This is a genomic window from Hymenobacter sp. 5516J-16 (assembly GCF_022919335.1).
Taxonomy (GTDB): domain Bacteria; phylum Bacteroidota; class Bacteroidia; order Cytophagales; family Hymenobacteraceae; genus Hymenobacter; species Hymenobacter sublimis.
In genome coordinates this window covers 1579734-1595044 of record NZ_CP095058.1, presented here as the reverse complement: position 1 = coordinate 1595044, position 15311 = coordinate 1579734, and the positions used below count along the sequence as shown (strand labels likewise).

Here is a 15311-nt window from a genome sequence, read left to right as displayed (position 1 = left end):
GGTAAAACCCTCTTACAGCTTTACTCCAAACTTAGCGCCGACGGTTTCCAGGTCCTGAACAACGGGGTCCAGCAGCGGAATTCCGTCTAGCAGACGGTGCGCCGATATTTCCCGCTCCGGGTCGCCGGGAATACGCACGTGCTGGCCTTCCGTGGCGCGGGCCTGGCGAAAAGTGGTAATCCAGTTATCCATGTGGGCCTTGAACTCGGCGGCCGGCCGAAAGGCATCGACTCGCATAGCCCCAAAGAAATGGCCCAGGCCCTCGCCCACGGGATTGGCCGAAGGTTGCAGGAAGGCCACGAACGGTGGCACCCACGGCCCGTAGTTGGCGCCGCTGAGCACAGCCGAGAAAATATCTACCACGGCTCCCAACCCGTACCCCTTGTGCGAGCCAGTAGCACCACCCAACGGAAGCAGGGCCCCGCCGTTTTTTACGGCATTCGGATCCGTGGAGCCCACGCCGTGCGCATCTTGGGCCCAGCCTTCGGGAATGGGCAGGTTCTTGCGTTGGGCAATTTCTAGCTTGCCGTTAGCGGCGGTGGTCGTGGCCATGTCCAGCACAAAATCGGGCTGGTCGCCGGCGGGCACGGCCACGGCAATGGGGTTAGTGCCCAGTAGGCGTTCCAGCGAATACGTGGGGGCTACCAGGGGGGAGGCGTTGGTCATGGCTACCCCAATCATGTCGTGGGCCAGGGCCTTCATGGCGTGGTAGCCGGCAATACCGAAGTGGTTGGAGTTCTTTACTGATACCCAGCCCGTGCCTACCTGCCGGGCCTTTTCCAGAGCTACCTGCATGGCTTTAGGCCCAACTACCAGCCCCAGGCCACCGTCGCCATCTACTACGGCAGTGCTAGGCGTTTCGTACGTGACGCCTACCCGGGGCGTGGCGTTGATGCGGCCGGCTTCCCAAAGCCGAACGTAACCCACGAGGCGGGCCACGCCGTGCGAGTCGATGCCGCGCAAATCGGCGGAAAGCAGGGTTTCGGTGGCTAGAGTAGCGTCTTCGTCGGAGCAGCCGATACCTTTAAAAACAGACTCTGTGAAGGCAAAGAGCTGGGTATAGGGAAAAGTCGTTGGCATGAGGCAGGGTAGGGGGAAGGATGGCGGGAGGCCGCATTAACCGATTACTGCTCCAGCATTTCGGCTAGCAGGCCTTCCTTGAGGGCGTAGGCGGAAGTGTGGATGCTGGTTGCGCCGGTCATGTTCAGCACCAGGGCAATCAGCACACTGGCTACCACTAGCATATCGGCGCGCATGGGCAAGATGCCGGGCAGCGCTACCCGCTGCTCGTGGGTTAGGCTGAGCAGTTGCTGGTAGCTGGCCTGGAAGCTGCTAATGGCTAATTCGGTGCGGGGCGGTAACTCGGCTTCGGTCCGGAGTCGGCCCAATTGCATGTCCGCCAGACTATCGAAGCTGCCCGAGGCCCCGACAATGCCTACCGGCTGGTACTGCTGCACTGCTGCGGCCAGTGGGGCCAGTACGGCCGTTAGGTACTCCTGCTCGGCCGCTACCGCCTCGGGAGGAAACACGCCGCTGGGGTCAGGGAAAAACTTGTCGAGTAGGCGCTGGGCCCCAATTTCAAAGCTCTGCTTCCAGAAAATAGTTGTGGCATCAGCAATGATAAACTCCACCGAGCCGCCGCCGATGTCCATGATTAAATGGGGCTGGGTGCCCAAGGGCACGGCCCAGCGCACGCCTTTGGCAATCAGCTCGGCCTCCCGCTCGCCCGGAATAACCTCTACCCGAATGCCGGTTTGCTCGAAGATGGCCTGGGCCAGGGCCGGCCCATTGCGGGTCACGCGCATGGCGCTGGTGGCCGTGGCCCGCACTTCTGTTACTTGGTGCAGCTCAATTTCCTCCTTGAAGCCAACCAGCGTATGCAGGGCCCGCTCAAAGGCGGCTGGGGCAATTTCGCCCTTGCTGATGCCGCCCTCGCCCAGCCGCACGCCCACCTTGGTGCGCAGCAGCGTAACGGGCTGCTGGTGGCTAGGCTCGGGCAGCTCCACAATGAGCAAGTGAAACGTATTCGTGCCCATGTCAATCAGGGCCAGACGGCGGTGGCGCATAGGGGAAGGGTAGGAGGGTGTGAAGAAAGGAGGGTAGGGGAGGTAAGCTAAAGGAGCATCATTTCATCAGAACGTCATTTCGAGCGTAGCCGAGGAATGACATTCATCTGTCTTACCTCTTTACCGCCTACTAGGTAGCAAACCGGCAGAAGGTGCCGAGCGGCAGCTTACGGGCGGCCGCGTCGTGCAGATAAATTTCCCCGATTTCGCGGGTGTGGCGGGCCTCCGGGAAAATTTCGTGCACCAGGTTTTCCAGAATCAGGGCCGAGAAGCCCAGGGAGTACAAGTTCACCAGGAAAAAGTGGTCCTGAGGGTCTAGCAGCTCCTTACACAGCTTGAGCATCTCGTTCAGTTCGTCTTCCAGCTGCCACTTCTCGCCGTTGGGGCCACGGCCGTAAGCAGGTGGGTCCAGAATCAGGCCCTGGTACTTGCTGCCACGTTTCACCTCGCGCCGCACGTACTTCATGGCGTCTTCCACCAGCCAGCGCACCCCATCTAGGCTCGAAGCTTCCATGTTGTCGCGGGCCCAGAAGTTCACCTGCTTCACCGAGTCGAGGTGAGTGACGTCGGCGCCAGCGGCGCGGGCGGCCAGGGTAGCGGCCCCGGTGTACGCAAACAGGTTAAGCACCCGGGGCTGGGCAGCCTGGCGCTTGCGCGTTTGCTGGTAAATGAACTGCCAGTTGGGGTCCTGCTCCGGAAACAGCCCGACGTGCTTAAACGACGACATACCCAGCCGAAACCGCAGCTTCAGCCCATCGGGCCGCTCATACCCGATAATCCACTGCTCGGGCGTGCCCGGCTTTATTTTCCACTGGCCCCGCTCCTGGCTGCCTTTTTCGCGGGTGAAGATGGCATTGGCGCGCTGCCATTCCGAAGCCGGCAGGTGGGGGTCCCAGATGGCCTGGGGTTCGGGGCGAGCCAGGATGTGTTTGCCGAAGCGCTCCAGCTTCTCAAAGTTGCCGGCGTCAATCAGCTCGTAGTCGGCCCAGGGGCTGGTGGTGAGGAACGTGTACATAGAACTACCTTTACGCTGCCCGCGGGGCAGGCTGGCAAAGGTACGGCATGGCGCAGCATTGGCCGGCACGAAACAGGGTAGGAAACGTAGCAGAAGAGGAAGCATGCGGGAAGTAGCCCGAATCACGGAACAATTGCAGCGGGCTTTCGACGGCGACGCCTGGTCGGGACCGTCGTTGCAGGCAACCCTGGCCGGCCTGACGGCAGCCCAGGCCGCGGCGCGACCACTAGCGCAGGCGCACAGCATTGGCGAGTTAGTTTGCCACCTGACTACCTGGACGCTAACCGTGGCGCAACGCCTAGAGCAGCGGACTCTAACGCCGCTCGCCGCTCCCGACTGGCCTCCGTTTCCTGCCACCCCCGATGAGGCGGCTTGGCAGCAGGCCCGGCAGGAACTCGTGCGGGCTCATCAGCGGTTACTAGCCGCCGTGCAGCGGCTGCCAGATGCCGACCTGGATATCGTGCCTGATTCCGGCCGCTACCCCGCCACCGGCTCCTCAGATTCCTGGTACGTGCTGCTGCATGGTACCGCCCAGCATTATCTTTACCACGCCGGCCAGGTAGCCCTGCTGCGCAAATCTTTCTGACTCTTTTTTGCTTTTCCCGTGACGTTATCCTTTTTCAAATACCAGGGCACCGGCAATGACTTCGTGATGGTGGACGACCGTTCCCGCCAGTTCGACGAAACCAATTCTCACTTAGTGCGCTTCCTCTGCGACCGGCGCCGCGGCATCGGGGCCGATGGGCTGATTCTGCTTCGCCAGCACGCCCAGTACGATTTCGAGATGGTGTACTTTAACGCCGATGGCTACTTGGGCTCCATGTGCGGCAACGGGGGGCGCTGCACAGTGGCCTTCGCCAAACAGCTCGGCGTCATCGAAACCCAAACCCGGTTTCTGGCCGCCGATGGCCCCCACGATGGCCGGGTAGATGCCGACGGCACCGTGCACCTGCGCATGCAGGACGTAATTGGCCAGCAGGAGGTAGAAGAGTACGGCGTGTTTCTGGATACTGGCTCCCCTCATCTGGTCCGCTTTCTGCCCGCCAGCACTCTGGCCGAGCTGAACGTGTACACCGAGGGCCGCGCCTACCGCTACAATGAGCGGTTCCGGGAGAAAGGCACCAACGTCAACTTTGTAGAATCGCCGGCTACCCCGGCCAGCCCTGGCAGGTGCGCACCTATGAGCGAGGCGTAGAAGACGAAACCCTGAGCTGCGGCACCGGTGTCACGGCCGTGGCCCTGGCCGCATCCCGGCGCGGTGCTACCAGCCCCGTGCACCTGCGCACTCCCGGCGGCGACCTACGCGTGGCCTTCGACGCCAAACCCGACGGCTCCTTCACCAACATCTACCTCAGCGGCCCCGCTACCCGCGTCTTCGATGGCAAGCTTGAGGTAGCCGACAGACAGAAATAGCCGCCCCGTTGTCTCATTTAAACACAACGACCTCTCCGACCAGGGAGGTCGTTGTGTTTAGTGGTAATTATAGTCGAACTATTAGGCTGATTGCCTGGCCGGCCTGGGTGCTCACGTATACTGCGCTCTGCATGACGGTCTTTCGATTTAACGACCACATGACCATCACGTAACCAAGCTTGAAAGGCCATAACAGAAGCCTTTAGCCTCGTTTTAAGCCCCGATGCGTAGGTTTACCGGGCACCTGCCGACTACCTCCCTACCTATGCTCTCCTCCGACCTGATTTTTCTGCGCCCTCTTGAAGCCGAAGACCTCGATTTCCTGTACGCGCTGGAAAATGATCCGAGCGTTTGGGAGTATCGGACACGTTGGTGCCGGTTTCGCGGCATGTGCTGCGGCAGTACCTGGATAATGCCGCCGCCGATTTTTTTGAGGTGCGGCAGATGCGGCTGATTATTTCCGACACTGGCAGCGGTGCGGCAGTTGGCGCTTTGGACATATTCGGGTTTGAACCCCTGCACCAGCGGGCCGCCGTGGGCATTACCGTGCAAGGCGAGTATAGGCGCCGTGGCTACGCTAGGGCAGCGTTAGAATTAGTTATACCGTACGCTCGGCAGGTATTACGGCTGCATCAGGTGTATTGTACTATTTCGGCGACTAACCAGGCTAGTATTCGCCTGTTCGCGGCGGCGGGCTTTACGGAAGTTGGCGTACGCAAAGAATGGTTGCGCACGGCGCAGGGCTGGCAAAATGCCGTTGAAATGCAACTAATACTACAGCAAGGCACGTAAGGCCTTTTGAGTCAGGCTCAACTGTCTAACGCTCTTAGTTGAAGCTCAGCCATACCCTTTTTCCGGGGGTAGCGTATGATAGGTAAACAGCGGCCGGCCGTCTTGGTTTCCGGGCGGGTAGTGAAGCTGCTGTTCTAACGTATTATCTCGCTTCTATGTCGCTGTCTCCACCAGCGGAGCCGCCAGTGCGCGCCTCCGAACCTGCTCTCTCCTCCAAACCTGCTGCCCCTGCCGTAACCCTACCCTATAACCTGCCCGACCTGGTTTGCTTTGCGCATTTACACTGGGATTTTGTGTGGCAGCGTCCGCAACACCTAATGTCGCGCTTTGCGCAGCATGGCCGGGTGTTTTACGTGGAAGATGCCTTCTACCACGCCGACAATCTGATTGAGCCGCACATTGAAGTAAAAGAGCGGCAGAACGGCCTGAAAGTACTGGTCGTGCATTTGCCGGACCAACTGCGCCACCAGGAGCAGAACTCGGAGCAGGCGCAATACGAAGTGCTCCGTCGGTATTTTGAGGAGCAAGGAGTTCAAGACTTTATTGCCTGGTATTATACCCCGATGGCAATTGGTAAATCGCGCGGCTTTCAGCCGGTGCTTACCATTTATGATTGCATGGATGAGCTGGCGGCCTTCAAGTTTGCGCCCCCAGCCTTGCGCGAGCGGGAGCAGGAGCTATTTCAAAAAGCCGACTACGTCTTCACGGGCGGGCACACCCTGTACGAGGCCAAAAGCCAGCAGCACGCTGATGCGCACCCTTTCCCCAGCAGCATCGACAAGGCCCACTTCGGCCAAGCCCGCCAAGAGATGCCCGAACCCGCTGACCAAGCCGGCATTGCGCATCCCCGCGTTGGTTTCTTCGGGGTGGTAGATGAGCGCCTCGACATTGAGCTACTGCGCCAACTGGCCGATGCTCACCCAGAATGGCAGTTCGTCATTATTGGTCCGGTAGTCAAGATTGACCCCGCTCAACTGCCGCGCCAGCAGAATATTCACTACCTCGGTAGCAAAGATTATCAAGAGCTGCCCGCCTACCTGCGCGGCTGGGACGTGGCTACGTTGCTTTTCGCTGATAACGAAAGCACCAAGTTTATCTCGCCCACAAAAACGCCGGAATATTTGGCCGCCGGCCGCCCGGTGGTTAGCACTCCCATCCGCGACGTAGTGCGGCCGTACGGTGACCTGAACCTAGTACAGATTGCGGCTACCGCTGACGAGTTTGGGCAAGCCATTGCCAAAGCGCTGCTCCAACACCAGGATGCAGATTGGCGCCAGCGTACCGATGACTACCTCGCCACCATTAGCTGGGACCAGACCTGGCAGCAGATGGTTGAGTTGATGCAGAAGAAACTACCCTCCGCTACTACCAGTACTTCCACTGCCAATTCGGCCACGGCGTAACTGGTAAGGCGCTACTTCTTCACTGGTTGGCGCAAGCCCAGGGGCCGGAAGGCCACCTTGCTTCCCACCAAACGTTGTTTCTCGCTCCTTACTGCACACCGCCCTCCTTTCCCCCTCATTCTTCCCTAAAAAACCGCTTTGCTATGTTCGATTATCTCATCGTCGGAGCCGGGTTTGCCGGCAGTGTATTGGCCGAGCGGCTCGCTACGCGCTCCAATAAAAAAGTACTCATTGTAGATAAGCGCAGCCATATTGCTGGCAACGCCTACGACCACTACAACGAAGAAGGTATCCTGGTCCACAAGTACGGTCCGCACATCTTCCATACTAACTCGAAAGACGTATTCGAGTACCTGTCCAATTTCACCGATTGGCGCCCTTATGAGCACCGCGTACTAGCTTCCGTTGATGGCCAGCTGGTGCCCATGCCCATTAACCTGGATACCATTAACAAGCTCTACGGTTTGTCGCTGAACAGCTTCGAGGTAGAGCAATTCCTGGAGTCGTTGGCCGAGCAGGTGCCGGTTATCAAGACGTCGGAAGACGTAGTAGTAAGCAAAGTAGGCCGCGAGCTGTACGAAAAGTTTTTCCGCAACTACACCCGCAAGCAGTGGGGCATGGATCCTTCGGAGCTGGATAAATCGGTGACTTCGCGCGTGCCTACCCGCACCAACCGCGACGACCGGTATTTCACCGATACCTATCAGGCCATGCCGCTGCACGGCTACACCCGCATGTTTGAGCGCATGCTAGACCACCCCAACATTAAGGTGATGCTCAACACCGACTACCACGACATCGTCGACTTCATCCCGTTCAAGGAAATGATTTTCACGGGCCCGGTAGACGAATACTTCGACTTCAAGTACGGCAAGCTGCCTTACCGCTCCCTGGAGTTCAAGCACGAGACCCTGAACCAGGAAAACTACTTGGCTGCACCGGTAGTAAACTACCCCAACGACAACCTGTACACGCGCATTACGGAGTTCAAAGCCCTGACCGGCCAGAAGCACCCGAAAACCAGCATCGTGTACGAGTATCCGAAGGCTGAAGGTGACCCGTACTACCCCGTGCCACGCCTCGAAAACGCTGAACTGTACAACAAGTACAAGAAACTGGCCGACGAAACCCCGAATGTGCACTTTGTAGGCCGCCTAGCTACCTACAAGTACTACAACATGGACCAGGTGGTAGCGCAGGCCCTGACCCTCTACAAGAAACTCACCGAGAAGCCCGAGGAGGCTCAGAAAGTAGCAAAGCCAACCATTATCGGTTCGGCATCCATCATGGAAAAGCTCGTGCCGCGCGACCCCGCTAAGGAATAGCGCAGATACGCACCGGTTGCCAAGCGTCTGTCACGCTGAGCTGGTAGTAAGCAATGTTGCTCAGTAAACGCCCCTGGCTGCTACTGTAGCGCTGCTTACTGCCGACTCAGCGTGACAGAGTTGTTTTCAGCTACCTGTAACTCGACACTGGTAGAACGGAGCAACCTGTTTTAAATCCTGAAGAATATGGAAAAAGTAGAAATGTGGGGTGGTATTGAGTGCACCATTCGGCGAGTTGGCAACGGCTATTCCGACCAGCTCGTGAGCAGTGGACACCGCACCCGGCTCGAAGACTTGGACCGCTTCGCTGAGTTGGGCATCCGCAAGCTGCGCTACCCCATTTTGTGGGAGCAAGTAGCCCCGGAAAGCCTCGATACCCCCGACTGGACCTGGACCGACGAGCGAATGAACCGCCTCCGGGAGTTAGGCATCGACCCCATTGTAACGCTGCTGCACCACGGTAGCGGCCCCCATTACACGGCCCTGCACAAAAAGAACTTTGTATCGGGGCTGGCGCGCTTTGCGGGTATGGTAGCCGAACGCTACCCTGGATCAAGCACTATACTCCCGTTAACGAGCCCCTGACTACGGCGCGCTTCAGCGGCCTCTACGGTATCTGGTACCCCCACGGCCTCGACGACAAAACGTTCGTACGCATTCAGCTCAACCATATCAAGGGAGTGAAGGAAGCCATGAAGGCTATTCGGCAGGTCACCCCCGATGCCCAGCTAGTACAAACTGAGGACCTGGGTAAAACCCACTGCACGCCCAAGCTGGCGGCGCAGGCCGAATACGAAAACAACCGCCGCTGGCTCACCTTCGACCTGCTTTGCGGCCGCCTCGACGAGCACCACCCACTGTGGAAATATCTGCGCCAAAACGGTGCTTCCCAGGTCGAGCTGCTGGAAATGGTGCAACATCCGCTACCTCCTGATGTGCTGGGCATCAATCACTACATCACCAGTGAGCGGTTTCTGGACGAGAACCACCAGTATTTTCCCCACCAGCACCTGTGCCAAAGCGAGGCCCGTGTGGATTATGCTGATGTAGAAGCCGTGCGTGTGCGCCTAGTGCAGATGACCGGTATTCATGATTTGCTGCTGGAAGCCTGGGAGCGGTACCAGCTACCCATTGCCGTGACAGAGGTGCATCTAGACTGTACCCGGGAAGAGCAAATGCGCTGGGTAAAGTACATCTGGGACGCGGCCAACCAGCTGAAGCAGGAAGGAGTAGACCTGCGCGCCATTACCATCTGGTCGTTGCTGGGTGCGTATGATTGGAACACGCTGCTCACCCGGGAAGGAGCATTTTACGAAAGTGGCGTGTTCGACCTGCGCGGCGGTACTCCCCGCCCCACGGCCCTGTTCAAGATGGTGAAGAGCCTGGCCACCGAAGGAGAATACAACCACCCCGTACTCCGCAACAAAGGATGGTGGGAGCGAGACGACCGATTTCTCTACCATCACCATTGTCCTACCTCCAAAACCACCTGAGCTATGCAAATTATTGACCTTAACGACCAAGCCGTGGGAGCCATCCTGCCGCCCGTGCAGCCCCTGTTGATTACTGGCGGCAATGGAACCCTGGGCCGGGCCTTTCAGCGTCTGTGTGCCATCCGTGGCATTGACTTTATTGCCCTGGGCCGCAATGAGCTGGATATATCCGACCCGCTGTCCGTGGAAAAAGCCCTGGTGCAGCACAACCCCTGGGCCGTGGTTAACACCGCTGGCTACGTGCGGGTAGACGAAGCGGAAAACGACTTCAAGCGCTGCTACCGTGAAAACACCCAGGGCCCGGCCGTGCTAGCCGCCGCCTGCGCCTACCGTGAACTGCCCTTTCTGACGTTTTCCTCGGATCTGGTGTTCGACGGCAACAAGTCGGCGGCCTACGTGGAAAGCGACATGCCCTGCCCCCTGAACGTGTACGGCAACAGCAAGCGCCTGGCGGAACGCGACGTACTACGCCACATGCCCCAAGCCTTGGTGGTGCGCACCAGTGCGTTCTTTAGTCCCTGGGACGAGTACAACTTCGTGTATGCCGCCCTGCGGGCTGCTCATACCAAGCAGGCATTTGAGGCCGCCGATGACGTGCTTATCTCGCCTACCTACGTCCCGGACCTGGTAAACGTAGCCCTGGATCTACTCATCGACGAGGAGCGCGGCGTGTGGCACCTAGCTAACCAAGGCGCCTATACTTGGGCCGATTTGGCTCGTCTCACCGCCGACATGGCCAGTCTGGATACGTCCTTTGTGGTACCCCGGTCCATGCAGGCTCTGGGGCTAGCAGCGGCCCGTCCTGCGTACAGCGTACTGGGTAGCCGCCAGGGCAACTTGCTGCCTTCCACGGAGGAGCGCCTGCATACGTGCATTCCAGAAATGCTGGCCGCTATAACCAACTCGGTGGAAGAGCCGATGGCCGTTGCCTCTTAACCGCTTTTTAGTGCTGGTTTCAGTTGAGTAAACAAATACCCCGCCCTTAAGCACGTACACCTTCCTTTCGTGAAAACCCCGCAGCCTGATACAGGAGTGGGGTTTCCTCGTTTTTGGGCTAGGTGGCGCTTAGAAGGCCGGAAGTTTTCGCGCTGGTGTAATTTGCGAGTCCTCTCTGGCCCGACTGCTGCCCATGCAAAATAACTTCGATGCCGTGCGGCTGGCCCTGGCCCTAACAGTGGTACTGTGCCACCTGGCCGTACTGTCGGAACTGCCGGCTTTTCAGCCTTTCCTGGCCGTTTTATCGGCTGATTTCGCGGTGAAAGGCTTCTTCGTTATCAGTGGCTGCTTAGTTACGCGCAGTTACTTAAGTAGCTCCTCCGTACTAGAGTACGCTCAAAAGCGCATCCGCCGAATTTACCCGGCTTACCTGGGCGTCATCGGGCTGGCCTGGCTGATTGGACTGGTAGCCACTACGCTGCCCACCGCTGATTTTGTGCGCCACCCGGCCGCTTACCGTTACCTGGCGGCCAATGCTACCTTCCTAAACTTTCTGCAACCTACCCTGCCCGGCGTGTTTGAGCGCCACCCAGTTTCGGTGCTGAACGGCTCGCTTTGGACGATTAAGGTGGAGCTGTGTTTGTACTGCTGCGTGCCCGTGCTGGTGTGGCTGTTTCGGCGCCTTGGGCCGTACCGCACCACTGCGCTGGCCTATGCTGGGGCCTTGGCCTGGAGCTGGCTGCTACCCCGCGTGCCGGGGCTAAGCCCTAAAGTAGTTACGGAGCTGGCGCGGCAGTTTCCGGGCATACTGCATTTTTTTGCCCTAGGTGCCTTGTTCACGGCCGAGGAGCGCCGCCTTGGGCCCTGCTGGGCTGGGTAGCCCTGGTTACCGGAGTGGCCTTCCTACTGGTTCGTCATCATGGTTTGCGTGAGGTTGTCGAGCCCGTGTTTTATGCGGCGGCAGTGCTCTGGCTGGCTACCCGGCTGCCCGTGCAGCTACCCGCCGGCAAGTGGGGCGACTTATCGTATGGTACTTACTTGGTGCACTTTCCGCTCATTCAATTGTTTATCCATCTCGGAGCGTTCCAGACGGCTCCGTGGTTGAGCTTTGCTGGGGTGTTGCTTACTGTGCTGGGGCTGGCGTTCTTATGCTGGCATGGGCTGGAAAAGCGCTGGCTAAAACGCAGTGCGCAACGGGCAATTATCAGTTCCGATAACCTGGCTGTGAGCAAGCGCTGAGCAGGGAAGAAGCCCCGCCATGAGTACCCTTACGAAGCCGCCCGCCGCCCCGAAATCCGTCAGATTGTCTGTTCATTACGATATGGGGCGATTTTGGCTAGAAATCCTGTAAATTTGGGATGCGCCCCGGCGTTTCAATTAAGGTAAACCAGCATGTTTGATTTTCTAGGGAAAACCGTCGCCAAGATTTTCGGTTCTAAGTCGGACCGGGATTTGAAGGAGATTGTTCCGTACGTGGCGCTCGTAAACGCCGAATATGCCAAACTGGCACAACTCAGCGACGATGAGCTGCGCGCCCGTACCGACGAGGTTCGGGCCCGGATCGACGCCTACCTGAAAGCCATCGACGACCAAATTGCGGCCCTGCACCAGCGCATCAACGACGATGCTTCCCTGGACGCCGTGCAGAAAGAACAGCTCTTCGACCAGATTGATACGCTGGAAAAGCAGCGCAACAAGGAGTTGGAAGTAGTACTGATGGAAGTGCTGCCCGTAGCCTTCGCCATTGCCAAGGAAACGGCCCGCCGCTACACCCAGAACGGCCAGCTGGTAGTAACTGCCACCGATTACGACCGGGAGTACGCCCAGCGCAAGCCCAACGTGACTATTCAGGGCGACAAAGCCATCTGGAGCAACAAGTGGAAGGCCGCCGGGGCCGACGTTACCTGGGACATGATTCACTACGACGTGCAGATTATCGGCGGCGTGGTGTTGCACCAGGGCAAGATTTCCGAAATGGCGACGGGCGAGGGCAAAACCCTGGTTTCGACGCTGCCTGCCTTCCTGAATGCCTTGGCCCGCCGCGGCGTGCACCTGGTAACGGTAAACGACTACCTGGCCAAGCGCGACTCAGAGTGGAATGCGCCGTTGTTTGAGTTTCACGGCATCACCGTGGACTGCATCGATAAGCACCAGCCCAACACGGATGCCCGCCGGCAGGCTTACCTGGCCGACATTACCTACGGCACCAACAACGAGTTTGGCTTCGACTACCTGCGCGACAACATGGCCCGCGACCCGCAGGAGCTGGTGCAGCGCCGCCACCACTACGCCATGGTCGACGAAGTGGACTCCGTACTGATTGACGACGCCCGGACCCCGCTCATCATTTCCGGTCCCGTGCCCCGCGGTGATGTGCACGAGTTCTACCAGCTCAAGCCCCGCATTCAGATGCTGGTGGACGCCCAGAAAAAGCAGGTGCAGAACTACCTCGTGGAGGCCCGCAAGCTGATCAAAGAAGGTAAAGACGGCCCTAAGGAAGGCGAGGGCGGCCTGATGCTGTTCCGCGCCTACCGCGGCCTACCCAAGAGCAAGCCCCTGATCAAGTTCCTGTCGGAAACCGGCATGCGCGCCGTGCTGCAGAAAACGGAGAACCACTACCTGCAGGACAACCAGCGCCAGATGCCCAAGGCCGATGAGCCGCTGTTCTTCACCATCGACGAGAAAAACAACCAGATCGAGCTGACCGAAAAAGGCATCGACCTAATTACCGGCCAAGGCGAAGACCACAACTTCTTCATCATGCCCGATATTGGCACTGAGCTAGCCAACATCGAGAAAGACCCCAGCCTGAGCGGGGAGGAGAAGCTACACACCAAGGAAAAGCTCATGGACGACTTCCAGGAGAAGTCGGAGCGTATCCACACTATCAACCAGCTGCTGAAAGCCTACACCCTGTTCGAGAAGGATGACCAGTACATTCTCACCGACGACGGTAAGGTGAAGATTGTGGATGAGCAGACCGGCCGCGTGATGGAAGGCCGCCGCTACTCCGATGGTTTGCACCAAGCTATTGAGGCCAAGGAAAACGTGCGCGTGGAAGACGCTACCCAGACCTACGCCACGGTAACCTTGCAGAACTACTTCCGCATGTACCACAAGCTGGGTGGCATGACGGGTACGGCCGAAACCGAAGCCGGCGAGTTCTGGGAAATCTACAAGCTCGACGTGGTGGTAATCCCCACCAACCGCGGCATTGCCCGCAAAGACGAGCACGACAAGGTATATAAAACGGTACGCGAGAAGTACAACGCCGTAGCCGAAGAAATCCAGACCCTGGTGCAAGCCGGCCGCCCGGTGCTGGTAGGTACTACCTCCGTAGAAATTTCGGAGCTGGTAAGCCGTATGCTGAAGCTGCGCGGTATTCCTCACCAGGTTCTGAACGCCAAGCAAAACCAGCGTGAGGCCGAAATCGTGGCTGGCGCGGGCTACCCTGGCACCGTGACCATTGCCACCAACATGGCCGGCCGTGGTACCGACATCAAGCTCAAGGAAACCTCCAAAGAATCGGGTGGTCTGGCCATTATCGGCACGGAGCGCCACGAGTCGCGCCGCGTGGACCGCCAGTTGCGGGGCCGCGCCGGCCGCCAGGGCGACCCAGGCTCCTCGCAGTTCTTCGTGAGCCTGGAAGACAACCTGATGCGCTTGTTCGGCTCGGACCGCATTGCCAAGCTCATGGACCGCATGGGTCTGGAGGAAGGCGAAGTGATTCAGCACTCCATGATTACCTCTTCCATTGAGCGCGCCCAGAAGAAGGTGGAAGAAAATAACTTCGGCATCCGCAAGCGCCTGCTCGAGTACGACGACGTGATGAACGCCCAGCGCGAGGTAGTGTACAAGCGCCGCCGCAATGCCCTGCACGGCGAGCGTCTGGAGCTGGACATCTGGAACATGATCTACGACGTCTGCGAGGACATTGTGGTGGGCCACAAAGGCAATAACGATTACGAAGACTTTAAGCTGGCCATCATTCGCGTGTTCGGTTACGACACCCACCTAACGGCCCAGGATTTGGGCGGCATGCAGGCCGGGCAGCTTACTCAGAAGCTCTACGATGAAGCCTTAGGCTATTACCACAGCAAGAACGAGTTCATTGCTGGCAACTCCCTGCCCTGATCAACGACCTGCTGAGCCAGAACTCGCCCTACGAGAACATTGCCATTCCCTTCACCGATGGCCGCAAGCAGATTCAGGCCGTTGCCAACCTGCGTCGCGCTCAGGCTACCGGCGGCCACGACGTAATTCGGGGCATGGAAAAGGTAGTAGTGCTGTCGGTTATCGACGAGGCCTGGACCAAGCACCTGCGCGCCATGGACGACCTGAAGCAGGTAGTGCAGAACGCCGTGTACGAGCAGAAAGACCCGTTGCTGGTCTATAAGTTCGAGTCATTCGAGCTGTTCAAGCGGATGATTGGCAAGGTGAACGAGGATACTATTCAGTTCCTGTTCCGCGCCGACGTGCCCATGCAGCCCGGCCAGGATGGCTACGACGAGCCCGAGTATTTTACCGAAGACGAGCTGCCCGTAGCGCCGCCCCAGCCCAAGCTGAAGGCCGAGAAAGAAATATCGTCGGTCTCGCTCGGAGCAGGCCCGGAAGATCTGGAGCAGGACGGTGCCCAGGTGCTGGAAAAGCAACAGCCAGCCAAGTCGCAGAAGGTTGCCAACCGTAACGAGAAGGTGAGCGTGCAGTACATGGACGGCCGCATCGTGCGCGACGTGAAGTTCAAGTCCGTTGAAGACGACCTGCTGAATGACCGCGCCGTGCTGATCGACTAACCATCAGCCGGTAAATTACGGGCGGGCCGCGTTTCCAGTTGGAAGCGCGGCCCGTTTGTTGTAGCATGCGGGGCC

At 58.7% G+C, this 15311-nt stretch carries 14 protein-coding genes and 1 pseudogene; 12 read left to right on the top strand and 3 right to left on the bottom strand.

Translation table 11 applies throughout. The features are described from left to right. Nucleotides 1-12: 12 nt before the first annotated feature. The 3 genes from MUN84_RS07805 to MUN84_RS07795 all read right to left on the bottom strand — a co-directional run bounded on the left by MUN84_RS07805 (nucleotide 13) and on the right by MUN84_RS07795 (nucleotide 3081). On the bottom strand, nucleotides 13-1080 hold the full coding sequence (locus tag MUN84_RS07805; RefSeq protein ID WP_244697359.1) for an Ldh family oxidoreductase: 1068 nt from the start codon (nucleotides 1078-1080) through the stop codon (nucleotides 13-15). Nucleotides 1081-1124: 44 nt separating this feature from the next. Then, a complete protein-coding gene (locus MUN84_RS07800) occupies nucleotides 1125-2066 on the bottom strand; it encodes a phosphatase (RefSeq protein ID WP_244697358.1) in 942 nt (313 codons plus the stop codon). Nucleotides 2067-2196: 130 nt separating this feature from the next. Then, entirely contained in the window at nucleotides 2197-3081 is an 885-nt protein-coding gene (locus MUN84_RS07795) for a class I SAM-dependent methyltransferase (RefSeq protein WP_244698717.1), read from the bottom strand. Nucleotides 3082-3184: 103 nt separating this feature from the next. Here MUN84_RS07795 and MUN84_RS07790 point away from each other — a divergent pair, with 103 nt between their 5' ends. The 12 genes and pseudogenes from MUN84_RS07790 to secA all read left to right on the top strand — a co-directional run bounded on the left by MUN84_RS07790 (nucleotide 3185) and on the right by secA (nucleotide 15236). Beyond that, nucleotides 3185-3667, top strand: coding sequence for a DinB family protein (locus MUN84_RS07790; protein ID WP_244697357.1), 483 nt, complete (start codon nucleotides 3185-3187; stop codon nucleotides 3665-3667). A gap of 18 nt (nucleotides 3668-3685) precedes the next feature. Beyond that, nucleotides 3686-4276: a diaminopimelate epimerase gene (gene dapF, locus MUN84_RS07785; protein WP_317239147.1), complete on the top strand. Its 591-nt coding sequence runs from the start codon at nucleotides 3686-3688 to the stop codon at nucleotides 4274-4276. Further along, nucleotides 4252-4494: a hypothetical protein gene (locus MUN84_RS23675; RefSeq protein ID WP_317239146.1), complete on the top strand. Its 243-nt coding sequence runs from the start codon at nucleotides 4252-4254 to the stop codon at nucleotides 4492-4494. Before dapF ends, MUN84_RS23675 begins: the two co-directional genes overlap by 25 nt. A 372-nt stretch (nucleotides 4495-4866) precedes the next feature. Beyond that, nucleotides 4867-5286: a GNAT family N-acetyltransferase gene (locus MUN84_RS07780; RefSeq protein WP_244697356.1), complete on the top strand. Its 420-nt coding sequence runs from the start codon at nucleotides 4867-4869 to the stop codon at nucleotides 5284-5286. Nucleotides 5287-5441: 155 nt separating this feature from the next. After that, nucleotides 5442-6689 (top strand): glycosyltransferase family 1 protein, encoded by a 1248-nt coding sequence (locus MUN84_RS07775; protein WP_244697355.1) that lies wholly within the window; start codon nucleotides 5442-5444, stop codon nucleotides 6687-6689. Nucleotides 6690-6832: 143 nt separating this feature from the next. Beyond that, entirely contained in the window at nucleotides 6833-8014 is a 1182-nt protein-coding gene (gene glf / locus MUN84_RS07770) for a UDP-galactopyranose mutase (RefSeq protein WP_244697354.1), read from the top strand. Nucleotides 8015-8200: 186 nt separating this feature from the next. Next, entirely contained in the window at nucleotides 8201-8599 is a 399-nt protein-coding gene (locus tag MUN84_RS07765) for a hypothetical protein (RefSeq protein WP_244697353.1), read from the top strand. Continuing rightward, complete coding sequence (locus MUN84_RS07760) at nucleotides 8518-9507, top strand: family 1 glycosylhydrolase (protein ID WP_317239208.1); 990 nt, start codon at nucleotides 8518-8520, stop codon at nucleotides 9505-9507. The genes MUN84_RS07765 and MUN84_RS07760 overlap by 82 nt, the downstream gene beginning before the upstream one ends. A gap of 3 nt (nucleotides 9508-9510) precedes the next feature. Further along, nucleotides 9511-10443: an SDR family oxidoreductase gene (locus tag MUN84_RS07755; RefSeq protein ID WP_244697352.1), complete on the top strand. Its 933-nt coding sequence runs from the start codon at nucleotides 9511-9513 to the stop codon at nucleotides 10441-10443. Nucleotides 10444-10636: 193 nt separating this feature from the next. Next, nucleotides 10637-11323, top strand: a complete 687-nt coding sequence (locus tag MUN84_RS07750) for an acyltransferase family protein (protein WP_244697351.1) — start codon at nucleotides 10637-10639, stop codon at nucleotides 11321-11323. 14 nt (nucleotides 11324-11337) lie between these two features. Then, a complete protein-coding gene (locus MUN84_RS07745; RefSeq protein WP_244697350.1) occupies nucleotides 11338-11682 on the top strand; it encodes a hypothetical protein in 345 nt (114 codons plus the stop codon). A 153-nt stretch (nucleotides 11683-11835) separates the two neighbouring features. Beyond that, a pseudogene (gene secA / locus MUN84_RS07740) lies at nucleotides 11836-15236 on the top strand (preprotein translocase subunit SecA). Nucleotides 15237-15311 lie beyond the last annotated feature (75 nt).

Bases quoted from the DNA above. Each gene is read 5' to 3' on its own strand.
- MUN84_RS07805 (WP_244697359.1), bottom strand. From the start codon at position 1,080: ATGCCAACGACTTTTCCCTATACCCAGCTCTTTGCCTTCACAGAGTCT.
- MUN84_RS07800 (WP_244697358.1), bottom strand. From the start codon at position 2,066: ATGCGCCACCGCCGTCTGGCCCTGATTGACATGGGCACGAATACGTTT.
- MUN84_RS07795 (WP_244698717.1), bottom strand. From the start codon at position 3,081: ATGTACACGTTCCTCACCACCAGCCCCTGGGCCGACTACGAGCTGATT.
- MUN84_RS07790 (WP_244697357.1), top strand. From the start codon at position 3,185: ATGCGGGAAGTAGCCCGAATCACGGAACAATTGCAGCGGGCTTTCGAC.
- MUN84_RS07775 (WP_244697355.1), top strand. From the start codon at position 5,442: ATGTCGCTGTCTCCACCAGCGGAGCCGCCAGTGCGCGCCTCCGAACCT.
- glf (WP_244697354.1), top strand. From the start codon at position 6,833: ATGTTCGATTATCTCATCGTCGGAGCCGGGTTTGCCGGCAGTGTATTG.
- MUN84_RS07765 (WP_244697353.1), top strand. From the start codon at position 8,201: ATGGAAAAAGTAGAAATGTGGGGTGGTATTGAGTGCACCATTCGGCGA.
- MUN84_RS07755 (WP_244697352.1), top strand. From the start codon at position 9,511: ATGCAAATTATTGACCTTAACGACCAAGCCGTGGGAGCCATCCTGCCG.
- MUN84_RS07750 (WP_244697351.1), top strand. From the start codon at position 10,637: ATGCAAAATAACTTCGATGCCGTGCGGCTGGCCCTGGCCCTAACAGTG.